Raw genomic sequence first — 12,651 nt, forward strand, 5'->3', positions numbered from 1 at the left:
TTAATAAATAGCAATTTAAATACAAGCTAAATCGTTTTTATTATATTGCGGACAGAAAACCAATATAAACATCGCTCATTTCACTCTCTCTGAATTATGATGAACGCTTACCAAATTAAAGGATTTTATGGAGCAGCGGCACTGGCCTTGTCTCTGCTTACTCTATCTGCTTCGGCAAAGGTGGTGCCTGCCGGTTGCTTTACCGATAACATGGTGCTGCAGCAAAAGGCAAAAGCCAACATCTGGGGTACGGCCAAACCCAATAGCCAGCTAACTATTGTACCAACCTGGGACAAGCACAAATACCAGGTAAAAGTTGCTGCCGACGGCAAATGGACGGCTAAGGTTGCTACTCCTGCTTACGGCGGCCCCTACCAGATAGCGTTTGATGATGGCGAGAAACTTACACTAAATAATGTACTTATCGGTGATGTGTGGCTGTGCTCGGGCCAGTCGAACATGGAGATGACCGTGGGCAACGGCTACGGCGGTGTTAACAACGTGGAACAGGAAACTAAGGATGCAGCTAAATACAGCGCCATCCGCATGATCAAGATAGACAACAAAACAGCCTTTCAACCTCAGCAGGAAGTGCCAGTGAAATGGGCTTGGCGCGAGTGTAATTCTGAAACGGTTAAAGATTTCTCTGCGGTAGCCTACTTCTTTGCTAAAAAGATCTACGATGAGAAACATATCCCCATCGGTTTGATAAACGACAACTGGGGCGGTACTGTTGCAGAGGCCTGGACCAGCGGCACATCGCTTAAAAGCATGCCTGAGTTTGCCGAATTTGTGAAAACTGCCGAAGGCGGATTAACGCAAGCGGATATTGATGCCCGTTACAAAAACGAGGTGCGCCAGTGGATAAACCGCAGCATGACCGGCGACCCGGGCTTTACAGGCACCAACGCAACCTGGGCACAGGCTGATTTTAACGACAGCGCGTGGCCTAAAATGCAGTTACCGAATTTTTGGGAACAGGCAGGCGTTGCAAATTATGATGGTACTATGTGGTTCCGCAAGGTGGTGAATGTGCCTGCAGACTGGGCCGGAAAAGACCTTAAGCTGAACTTAACCGGCATTGACGACTACGATGTGAGCTTTTTTACCGGACAGGAAGTTGGCCATACAGAACAGTTCTTTTACCCGCGCAACTACACTGTACCGGGCAACCTGGTTAAGGCGGGCAAAAATGTAATAGCCGTACGCGTGTTTGATAACGGCGGCTTGGGCGGCATCAACAAAGGGCCGCTGAACTTGCAATTGGCTAATGATCCGTCAAAAACTTTAGATATCGCGGGCGAGTGGACTTACCAGCAAGCTGTACCGTTGATCAAACTGGAGCAACCACCTGTGCATGCTAATACACCCAACAGGCCAACATTGATCTATAATGCCATGATAGCACCTATCCTGCCCCTTACTTTTAAAGGTGTGATATGGTACCAGGGCGAAAGTAATGCCGACAGGGCCGAGCAGTACAAAACACTGTTCCCGCTGCTGATAAAAGATTGGCGCAGCAAGTTCAACAACTCTAACATGCCTTTTTATTTTGTGCAGATAGCCAATTACGACTGTAAAGATCAGCCACCTGTTGCGGACTGGCCGGAGCTTCGTTTCGCACAAACCGGCACGCTGGCAGTACCAAACACCGGCATGGCAGTGACCATTGATATTGGCGAGGGTGGAAATATCCATCCGCATAATAAACAGGACGTGGGCTTACGATTGGCGCTTATCGCGTTAGCAAAAGACTACAATGAGCAAGTGGAATACAGCGGCCCTACACTGTCATCTAAAAAGATAAATGGAAAAGATGTTGAATTGAGCTTTAGCCATGCAAACGGTTTAATGAGCAAAAACTCAACGGAGTTAAAAGGCTTTTTTGTAGCGGGTGATGATAAGAAATTCTATCCTGCTAAGGCGGTCATCAACGGAAATAATGTTACCGTAAGTAGCCCCGATGTGGCGCAACCTGTTGCCGTGCGGTACGATTGGCAAAACAACCCGGATGGTACGCTTTATAATAAAGCCGGCCTGCCTGCATCGCCATTTAAAACTGATGACTGGAAAGATATAAGACTTTAAACCAAAGCACCTTAAACCCATCTATAAAATGCAATTCAGATTTGTTTCAGAATTGCATTTTATATTTGTGCCGATGAAAGTACTTGTGCTTGAAGATAACCCGAGGCTTGGTGCCAGCATTCACGATTTTTTGGTGCGTGAGGGCTATACCTGCGAACTGGCCGATACTTATGCTAAAGCACGTGATAAACTACTTTCGGTAGATTACGACTGCGTACTGCTGGATATTATGCTGCCCGATGGTAACGGCCTCGATCTGTTAAAACTCATTAAGCAGGAAAATATCCCAAGCGGGGTGCTTATCATCTCGGCCAAGGAAGCGCTTGACGATAAAATCAAGGGCCTTGAAGGTGGCGCCGACGATTACATTACTAAACCCTTCCACCTTACCGAACTGCATGCGCGCCTGCGTGCCATTTATCGCCGTAAAAACCCTGCGGCAACCAACAACAACATCATCAGCTTTAACGAGATAAACCTGAATACAGATACTTTGCAGGCCTACATCAACAACCAGTTACTGGATATTACCCGCAAGGAATTTGACCTGCTAATGTATTTTGTGGTGAATAAAAACAGGGTATTGTCAAAACAAGCTATTGCTACCCACCTTTGGGGAGATTATACAGATAATTTAGATAATTTAGACTTTGTTTATCAGCACGTTAAAAATTTAAGGCGCAAAATATCGCAGTTGAACGGTACCGATTATATTGATACCGTGTACGGATTAGGGTACCGCTTTAAAGGAGCAGAGGAAGCACAATGAAGTTAATTAACAAGCTCACTTACTGGATAATGGGTGTGGTGTTCGTGGTAACACCGTTCACCATGATCATATCATACCGCAGCATAAAAGGCAACATCAACAAGGCCGAAATAACCCGCCTAAAAGACGTTACCGATAAAGTTGCCGAACAACTGAAAGCCGGTCAGCCACCTCACCAATACATCCTCGACAGGCCCATAACTGTTAAGCAGGTTGCAGCCATGCCTGCCGTTAAAATGCAAAGCCGGAACTATAATTTCTACAACGCCGAGCTAAAGCGTGATGAGTGCCGCATGGATGTTACCTCGTACTACAACATCAACAATAAGGTTTACGCGGTATCCACCTATAATTACGTTACCCAGGGCAAACAGATCATTATGGGGATGGTGTACGCACTGGCCTGGAAAATGGGTTTGATCACGCTTAGCGTGCTCATCAGCGGCAGGCTGGTTTCAAAATACATCCTGTCGTCGTTTAAACAAACCCTAAGAAGCATAGAACAATTTACACTTGGCAGTAAGGAGAAACTGGTTTTAGCCCCTACCTCTACCGCCGAATTTAAAGAGCTGAACAGCTTTCTGCAAAACATGACCGACAGAGCCGTAAAAGAATATGCCGCCGTGAAAGAGTTCAGTGAGAATGCATCGCACGAAGTGCAAACACCACTTGCTGTTATGCGCACCAAACTTGAACTTTTGTCAGAGACCGAAATAAACGCCGAACAAGCCCAATTGATAGGCGATATGCAATATTCGATAGAGAAGTTGGTAAAAATTAACCGCTCTCTCCTTCTGCTTACCAAATTGAATAACTCTGAATATCAGACCACCGAGATGGTTAAATTCTGCCGTATTGCCAAGGATATGGTAAAAGCTCTTGAGCCACACCTTGAGGTAAAAGGCATTGAGTTGCGCAACCACATCGGCAGCAATATTCCGTTGCAGATACACCCCGTTCTGGCAGAGATACTGTTGAACAACTTGTTGAGCAATGCCATCCGCTACAATGACCCTGACGGGTACATCGATATCACGTTAACTACTACCCAACTTACTGTTAAAAACCCCGGCCTTGCGCCTGAGGTTGACCCGGCAATGCTGTTCCAGCGTTTCAAAAAATCAAACCAGTGCGCCGATAGTGTAGGGTTGGGTTTATCCATTGTTCAGCAGATCTGTTCTGTGAATAATTTTGAGGTAAATTACAGCTACGAAAATCAGGAACATATTTTACGGGTAGACTTTAGTAACGAAGCTGTTACGCAGACAGAAACAGTAGCCGTTGAGGAGACATTTTTTAACAATGAGCCTGCTATTGCGTAATCTTTTTGTCATAAACCCAAACATTCTGCCAATTCTGTAACAGTACTTCAAAATTGCTTCAAAAAGTAGCGGTAGTCTTGCCTTGCGTTAATCGATCGATTAACGGCGCTTTTTTGAAGTAAATGAAACAACTATCCCTTTTAGTTTTAGCATCTGCCTTTCTGCTGGCAGATAGTGCAAAAGCACAGCAACATCTCAGTTTAAAAGAGGCCCTGCAAATGGCCACCGACAACTACGGTACCATTAAAGCCAAGGCCAACTATGCCAACGCATCAAAAGCTGGTGTAGACCAGGCCAAACGCGAATACCTGCCCAACCTTAATTTGGGTGTGGAGCAAGCCTACGGTACCATTAACGGGCAAAACGGACCGCTTTATGCATTTGGCGGTGCAGTAGCCTCATCGGGCCCGGCGCTGGCTAAACAGAACTGGAACGCCGCATTTGGTGCCTTGTACCTGGCCAACATGAACTGGGATTTCTTTGCCTTTGGCCGTGCCCGCGACCGTGTACGTGCTGCCCAGGCTGTTGCCCAACGCGATAACAACGATTACCAACAGGAGATTTTCCAACAAAAAATTAAAGTGGCTGCGGCTTACTTGAATTTGGTTGCAGCACAACGCATCACCACATCATACCGCAAGAACCTGTTACGTGCAGATACCTCACGCTTTGTGGTGCTTGCCCGCGCAAAAGGTGGTTTGATAGCCGGTGTAGATTCATCACAGGCCAACGCCGAGATCTCGGGTGCTAAAATATTACTGGTACAGGCGCTGAATGCCGAGCAGGAACAAGCTAAGACATTAGCTGTGCTGATAGGCTCGCAGAGCGCAGATTTCGCGTTAGATACCACCTTCACCTCGCGTATCCCTGCTGATATTGCAGGTGCTACTGCATCAGACAGTGTATCGGCCAAACACCCCGTTCTGGATTACTACAAAAGCCGCATTGCAGTTAGCGATAAGCAAGCCGACTACCTGCGTACATTCAGCTACCCTACTTTCTCGCTGCAGGGTGTGTTCCAATCAAGAGGTTCTGGTTTCAGCAGTAATTATATAACAGACCAAACGGCTTACAGCGGTAACTACTGGGATGGCGTTAACCCAACCCGTTCAAACTATCTGGTAGGTGTTGGCATCAGCTGGAACTTTACGCAGCCCTTCCGTGTGGCTAAGCAGGTAAAAGCACAACGCCTTATCAGTGCAGGTTTAAATGATGAATATAGCCTTGCCCGCCAGGAACTTACCGCACAGGTAAACCTGTCTGACAAGAAAATTGTGAACGCCCTTACCAACTACCGCGAGGTTCCCGTGCAAATTAAAGCTGCCGGCGATGCGTGGTTGCAAAAATCGGTACTGTATAAAAACGGGCTAACCAACCTGGTTGATGTTACCCAGGCCCGTTACGCACTTATCCGCGCCGAGACCGATCGCGACATAGCCTACAATAATGTATGGCAGGCCCTGCTGTTGAAAGCTGCCGCCACCGGCGATCTGAACCTTTTTGTAAATGAACTATAATATATACTGATGAATTTAATTCGTTTTGCGCTGCGTAAACCTATCACCATTATGGTGCTGGTTGCCGGTATGCTGTTCTTCGGCATCAAATCGGCCACTACTATAAAGGTTGATATTTTCCCTAAGCTCGATCTGCCCGTTATCTACCTTTCGCACCCATTCTCGGGCTACACCCCGTCGCAAATGGAAGCCATGTTTGGTAAGCAATACGTTAACGTATTGTTGTTTGTGAACGGTGTAAAAAGCATCGAGACTAAAAACATACAGGGCCTTACCCTGATGAAGATAAGCTTTTATCCCGGCACCAACATGGCCCAGGCCGCTGCCGAGGTGAGTGCTTTCTCTAACCGTGCCCAGGCAATTTTCCCACCCGGCTCAAACCCGCCGTTTATTATCAGGTTTGATGCTTCTACCCTGCCTGTAGGCCAGATAGTATTAAGCAGCAACAAACGCAGTAATAATGAACTTGCCGACCTGGCCAACGTTTACGTACGTGCATCCTTCACACAAATACCGGGTTTGGTTGGCCCGCCGCCATTTGGTGGTAACGTGCGTACCGTAGTAATTAAGGTTGACCCGCAACAGCTAAGATCACACAACTTAACGCCCGACCAATTGATAGAAGCTTTACGTGTGAACAACCTAACTGCGCCATCAGGTAACGTACGTGTAGGCGATAAAAACTATATCACCCCAACCAATACTACAGAACATAACATTAAAGACTTTGAAGATATCCCGCTGTTTAAAGGCGGTGTGCAAAACCTTTACCTAAAAGATGTAGCTACGGTTGAAGATGGTGCCGACGTAACATCTGGCTATGCACTGGTAAACGGCCGTCGTTCGGTTTACCTGAACATTGCCAAAAGTGCCGATGCATCAACCTGGGAAGTGGTACAAAAGCTAAAAGCATCGCTTCCAAAGATGCAGGCGCAATTGCCAGAGGATGTGAAACTGAGCTACGAGTTTGACCAGTCTACCTATGTAATTAACTCTGTAAAAAGCTTATTGACCGAGGGTGGCATTGGTGCCTTACTAACCGGTTTAATGGTACTCATGTTCCTTGGCGACGTGCGCGGTGCCTGTATCGTTATCTTAACCATCCCTATCGCTATCATTTCGGCGGTATTGTTCCTCAGTCTGTTCGGGCAAACCATCAACATCATGACCTTGAGCGGCCTTGCGCTGGCTATCGGGATCTTGGTGGATGAGAGTACGGTAACCATTGAAAATATTCACCAGCACTTTGATATGGGTAAGCCCAAGGCCCTGGCTATTTGGGATGCCTGTAAGGAGATCGCCTTCCCTAAATTACTCATCCTGTTCTGTATCCTGGCGGTTTTCGCGCCGGCATTCAGTATGGGCGGCATCCCGGGTTCATTGTTCCTGCCGCTGGCATTGGCTATCGGTTTCAGTATGATCATTTCTTACTTCCTGGCGCAAACTTTTGTACCGGTAATGGCTAACTGGCTGATGAAAATTAAACATCACCATAAACCAGACGGTCAGGAAATGACCGATGCCGAAGAGTTTGCAGCAGCCGGTCTGGACGCCCAAGGCGAACACGATACCTGGGCACAAAAAGGCCAGTTGGTTGAACGTGCAGACAGCAACCGCGATGGCAAGATAAGCCGCTTTGAACGCATTCGCATGAGCTACATGCGCTTTATTGACAGGATGGTACCTTTCCGCAAGCCTATTGTTATCGGTTATTTATTGATAACTGTTATTGCCGCAGGCTTTATGATGAACACCATTGGCCGCGACGTGTTGCCTAAGGTAAACGGCGGGCAGTTCCAGCTTCGTATTCGTGCTGCTGAGGGTACCCGTATCGAATCAACAGAGAAAAAGACGCTGGCAACCATCAATGCCATCAGCAGTATAACCGGGCCCGAGAATGTGGCCATCAGTTCGGCCTATGTAGGTTCTCACCCGGCATTATTCTCCATAAGCCCTATTTTCTTATGGATGGCGCAACCGCATGAGGCCATTATACAAGTTGCCCTGAAGGAAGATTATCACCCAAATCTGGATGAGCTGAAAGAGAAGATCCGCGCTAAAGTAAGCAAGGAAATGCCTGATCTGAAACTATCTTTTGAGCCGATAGAGCTTACGGATAAGATCCTGAGCCAGGGTTCTCCTACCCCGGTTGAGGTAAGGATCTCCGGTCGTAACAAACAACTGAACGAAGAATACGCTAATAAACTGATAGCTCAGTTGCAAAAGATAGATTACCTGCGCGATGTGCAGTTGGGCCAGTCAACCAAATACCCGTCTATCAAGGTAGAAGTTGACCGCCAACGTGCGGCACAATTAGGGGTGGATATGAGCGATATATCACGTTCACTGATCGCCTCTACCTCATCATCACGTTATACCGAGAAAAATATCTGGATAGATGAAAAGACAGGTTACAGCTACAGTGTGCAGATCCAGGTACCTGAGGCTAAAATGAGCAGCATTAATGATATAGGCGAAACCCCTATCCTGCGCAACTCTGATCGCCCTGTACTAAGCGACGTTGCCACCATCACCCCCGGTACTACCTACGGCGAAAATGATAACTTAGGTGCCATGCCGGTACTATCGGTAACAGCCAACTTAAATAACCACGATCTGGGTTCGGCATCAAAAGATGTACAGAAAGCCATCAACGCCCTTGGCGAACTGCCGCGCGGTTTAAATGTGGAAATGATAGGTTTAACCCAAACCCTTGGCGATACCATGAGCAGTTTGGAGAACGGATTGATCGTTGCCATTGTGGTGATCTTCCTGATGCTGGCGGCCAATTTCCAGTCGTTCAAAGTATCAGGCGTCGTACTGGTAACCGTTCCGGCGGTAATACTGGGTTCGTTGTTGTTGCTGATCATTTGCGGGTCTACATTGAACCTGCAATCATACATGGGTATGATCATGTCGGTAGGTGTATCCATCTCCAACGCGGTGCTGCTCATTACCAATGCCGAGCAATTGCGCAAGCATAACGGTAACGCGCTGCAATCGGCCAAAGAAGCTGCGGCCCTGCGTATGCGCCCTATTGTGATGACCGCCCTGGCAATGGTTGTGGGTATGATACCTATGGCAAGCGGTTTAGGCGAGGCCGGCGACCAGTCGTCGCCGCTTGGCCGTGCTGTTGTGGGCGGCCTTATAGCTTCTACCTTTGCAGCATTGTTTATCCTGCCGCTGGCGTTTGCATGGGGCCAGGGTAATGCTACTACACAAAGCGTATCACTCGACCCTGAAGACGAAGAAAGTAAATTTTATATCAACACAAACACTCCTGTCACTCACTAATATGAACAAGTCATCCATCATAAATTTATTAAAGGTTTCTGCCGTGGCACTGGCATTGCAGGCCTGCGGCTCGTCTGAGTCAAAAGATAAAAAAGCTGAAGTTGCAGAGGCACCTGCCACCGAGGTGATCAGCCTGCAAAAAGGTGCTATCAGCACATCATTTAACGTACCCGGCGAACTGGTGGCTTACCAGCAGGTTGATCTTTACGCCAAAGTGAACAGCTTTATTAAAAAACTCAACGCCGATATAGGTACACAGGTTAAAGCCGGCCAGTTATTGGCCACTATGGAAGCACCTGAGGTAAACTCACAACTATCAGGCGCACAATCAAGGTTGCAATCGCAGGAAGCGGTTTACCAGGCCAGCAAGGCAACTTACAAACGTTTGTTAGAAACCAGCAAAACACCAGGCACAGTATCGCCTAATGAGTTAGACCTGGCTTTGGCCAAACAAAACTCAGACCTGGCACAATTGGAAGCTGCCCGTGCAGCCTACAAAGAGAGTGGCGCTAACCGCGATTATCTTACCATCCGTGCACCTTTTGATGGCATCATCACCGCGCGTAACGTAAGTGCCGGTGCTTATGTAGGCCCATCAGGCAAAGGATCGGAGATGCCGGTATTTACCCTGCAGGAGCAAAAGAAACTGCGCCTTGCCGTTAGCGTGCCGGAGAATTATACGGGTGCTTTGAACGATAAAAGCGAGATCAGCTTTACCGTAAAAGCATTCCCGGGGAAAACCTTTAATGCCAAAGTAAACCGTTTGGCAGGTGCTTTAGATTCAAAACTACGTGCACAACGCATTGAGATGGATGTAACCAACGCCGACAAAAAACTTTTACCGGGCATGGTAGCAGAAGTACACATCCCCGTAGCGGGCGATGGTGGCGCTTTTGTGGTACCAACCAAAGCGGTATTAAACTCAACCCTGGGTGTTTATTTAATTGCAATCGAGAATGGGAAAGCAAAATGGGTACCGGTAACCGCTGGTCGCTCAGCTGATGATAAAACCGAGGTATTTGGTGAGCTAAACGCAGGAGCACAAATAGTAAAAGTAGCCAGCGAAGAAATAAGAGACGGCAGCGAGGTAAAAACCACGCCAGCCAAAGATTAATACTCCGAGAGGTTTATTTGTTTAGTTAGAAAAGCCGCCTGTAATGGGTGGCTTTTTTTGTTTGATGAAGGTAAGTTTAACAGATGTTTTAAATAAATTCATCATATGTTTAATAAAACATCGTACCTTTGTATCATTATGTCAGATGTCAAACTAAAACTCAGCGATCAGATCAGTCGCAAAATACAGGATGATATTGCAGGCGGCAGGTTCAAAACCGGCGAAAAGCTACCAACAGAGCCGGAATTAATGAAAATGTACAGCGTTGGCCGCTCATCCATCCGCGAAGCAGTAAAAGCTTTGGCAATGGCCGGTATCCTTACCGTTCAGCAAGGCGCGGGCACTACAGTAAATGCCGATAGACCTTCAGCATCTATTAATGATAAGATTCGCCATGCAAAGTTCGACGAGGTAAATGCCGTACGAAACCTGCTCGAGAAAGAGATCATTGCCTTAGCCGTTCAAAACAGGAACGAAGAGCAACTGGTAGCTATGCAGCAATGGCTAAACAAACGCCGCACAGCTATAGAAAACAACGAACGCCAGCAATGCATGGATGCCGATATTGGCTTTCACCAAACCATCGCCTCAGCATCAGGCAATACCGTACTGGCCGACCTGTACCAGAGCTTTACAGACACCATCCGCCATTTTTTTAAAGAGCGCGAGAAACAGGGCGTATCGCACTTCGCCTTTAGTCATCACCTGCATGAGCAGCTTTTCAACGCCATCAAATCCAAAAAAGGCAAACAGGCGCAGGAAGTGCTTCAGCAGATCTTAAACAACAACTATTAATTCTACTACAATGACCATATTAACTTTCAGCATTATATTATTGGTTGGCTCCTATTTGGCTGGCCTGTTAGGTTCGCTTACCGGTTTGGGCGGCGGCGTGGTAGTTATCCCCTTGCTAACATTAGTTTTCGGGGTAGATATTCGTTACGCCATCGGCGCGGCTTTGCTGGCCTCAATAGCTACCTCAAGCGGTTCGGCAAGCGCTTATGTTAAAGAGGGCATCACCAACATCAGGCTGGGGATGTTTTTGGAGATCGCCACTACTATCGGCGCGGTTATCGGTGCACTAATTGCCGTGTACACGCCCACCAACACCATTGCCATTATGTTCGGCGCGGTATTGATCTTCTCTGCAGCCATGACGCTGCGCAAGAAAAATCAGGAAGTTTTGACGCAGGGTAGTCCGATGGCAGAGAAATTAAAACTCAACAGTACCTACCCTACCAAGCAGGGCGAGGTAGCCTATCAACTTAAAAACGTCGGCGCAGGCTTTTCAATCATGACGGTTGCCGGTGTTATATCGGGCTTGTTGGGCATAGGTTCGGGCGCATTAAAAGTATTGGCAATGGATACTGCTATGCGCATCCCTTTCAAAGTAAGTACTACCACCAGTAATTTTATGATAGGCGTAACGGCTGCAGCAAGTGCAGTGGTGTACCTGCAACGCGGCTATATGGATCCGGGGCTGGCTTTCCCTGTTATGCTGGGCGTATTGGGTGGCGCGTTTACCGGCTCTAAATTATTAATGAAGATGAACCCGCAGGTACTGAGGGTGATCTTTTGCGCGGCCATAGTTTTTGTTGCCATTGAGATGATGTACAACGGCTTTCAGCACAAATTTTAACATTTAAGAAAATCATGAAAAAGACAGTTTCAAATAAATGGCAAGATACCGATGTGGAGCAAATTGTTGGTCAGCTATTGCGCTACGGGGTGCTCACTGCAACCATAGTAGCCTTTATTGGCGGGGCATTTTACATCGTATCTAACGGAAGTGCTCCCATGCCATCATATCATAAATTTACGGGCGAGGGCGCAGGCTTTACCACCTACGGCGGCATCATAGAAGGCGCTTTAAGCTTTAATGCGGCGGGAATTATCCAATTGGGTGTATTATTACTGATAGCTACGCCGGTGCTACGCATTGTATTCTCATTGGTTGGTTTCGCGCTGGAGAAAGACCGCCTTTATGTATGCATTACCCTACTTGTGTTAGCCGTAATCATGACCAGTATTTTTGGCGGTTTGAAAGTATAAATTGTTAATAAAACCTTTTTTGTTTAACAATTGTTAGGATTTAAATGGCAGCATTTTGCCTAATAGTTATATATTTGTAGATATGAGGTGGTGGATAAAGGTATTGTTTGGACTAATATTAGCTGTAAAGCTAACGCCATCGGTGGCGCAGCATCGTGCTGTAAAATCCAATGATGACATCACCCAACAAGAGCAAAATAAAGACGGTAAAGACCATCTTAATAAGCCCATGCAGCCCGGCGAAGGCTGTTTGGTTGAAGAACGCAGCGGCCAGCAAATCCAATTCCTTTTCCGTTGGCCAATACAGCTCCTAAAACTTTCAAGCTATAACTCCCAAACCTTATCAGGTCAGTTAATTACACAATGGTTCAGGCCACTTTCTAAAGTTCCGTTGCAGCATTTTTACCGAACGCTGCTTTTTCCGTTCCATTCAAATACATAGTTCGCGCACTTCTTGTATCAATTTCTAATGCAGCCAAAAAAATGGCCTGCACG

The 12,651-nt window shown here is 46.9% G+C and carries 10 protein-coding genes; all 10 read left to right on the top strand.

Annotated elements, in window-relative coordinates:
• The first annotated feature begins 96 nt into the window (after nucleotides 1–96).
• The 10 genes from D0C36_RS05080 to D0C36_RS05125 all read left to right on the top strand — a co-directional run bounded on the left by D0C36_RS05080 (nucleotide 97) and on the right by D0C36_RS05125 (nucleotide 12,598).
• Entirely contained in the window at nucleotides 97–2,088 is a 1,992-nt protein-coding gene (locus D0C36_RS05080; protein WP_117390466.1) for a sialate O-acetylesterase, read from the top strand.
• A 28-nt stretch (nucleotides 2,089–2,116) separates the two neighbouring features.
• Nucleotides 2,117–2,857: a response regulator transcription factor gene (locus D0C36_RS05085; RefSeq protein WP_233524417.1), complete on the top strand. Its 741-nt coding sequence runs from the start codon at nucleotides 2,117–2,119 to the stop codon at nucleotides 2,855–2,857.
• A complete protein-coding gene (locus D0C36_RS05090) occupies nucleotides 2,854–4,179 on the top strand; it encodes a sensor histidine kinase (RefSeq protein ID WP_117390467.1) in 1,326 nt (441 codons plus the stop codon). Before D0C36_RS05085 ends, D0C36_RS05090 begins: the two co-directional genes overlap by 4 nt.
• A gap of 122 nt (nucleotides 4,180–4,301) precedes the next feature.
• A complete protein-coding gene (locus tag D0C36_RS05095; RefSeq protein WP_117390468.1) occupies nucleotides 4,302–5,696 on the top strand; it encodes a TolC family protein in 1,395 nt (464 codons plus the stop codon).
• 9 nt (nucleotides 5,697–5,705) lie between these two features.
• Nucleotides 5,706–8,990, top strand: a complete 3,285-nt coding sequence (locus tag D0C36_RS05100; RefSeq protein WP_117390469.1) for an efflux RND transporter permease subunit — start codon at nucleotides 5,706–5,708, stop codon at nucleotides 8,988–8,990.
• Nucleotide 8,991: 1 nt separating this feature from the next.
• Nucleotides 8,992–10,104: an efflux RND transporter periplasmic adaptor subunit gene (locus tag D0C36_RS05105; RefSeq protein ID WP_117390470.1), complete on the top strand. Its 1,113-nt coding sequence runs from the start codon at nucleotides 8,992–8,994 to the stop codon at nucleotides 10,102–10,104.
• 138 nt (nucleotides 10,105–10,242) lie between these two features.
• Nucleotides 10,243–10,899, top strand: a complete 657-nt coding sequence (locus D0C36_RS05110; protein ID WP_117391376.1) for a FadR/GntR family transcriptional regulator — start codon at nucleotides 10,243–10,245, stop codon at nucleotides 10,897–10,899.
• A 10-nt stretch (nucleotides 10,900–10,909) separates the two neighbouring features.
• Entirely contained in the window at nucleotides 10,910–11,743 is an 834-nt protein-coding gene (locus D0C36_RS05115; protein ID WP_117390471.1) for a sulfite exporter TauE/SafE family protein, read from the top strand.
• A 14-nt stretch (nucleotides 11,744–11,757) separates the two neighbouring features.
• A complete protein-coding gene (locus D0C36_RS05120) occupies nucleotides 11,758–12,156 on the top strand; it encodes a DUF1634 domain-containing protein (protein ID WP_117390472.1) in 399 nt (132 codons plus the stop codon).
• 82 nt (nucleotides 12,157–12,238) lie between these two features.
• A complete protein-coding gene (locus D0C36_RS05125; RefSeq protein WP_117390473.1) occupies nucleotides 12,239–12,598 on the top strand; it encodes a hypothetical protein in 360 nt (119 codons plus the stop codon).
• Nucleotides 12,599–12,651 lie beyond the last annotated feature (53 nt).

This window comes from Mucilaginibacter conchicola (genome assembly GCF_003432115.1).
In the GTDB taxonomy this organism is placed as follows: Bacteria; Bacteroidota; Bacteroidia; order Sphingobacteriales; family Sphingobacteriaceae; genus Mucilaginibacter; species Mucilaginibacter conchicola.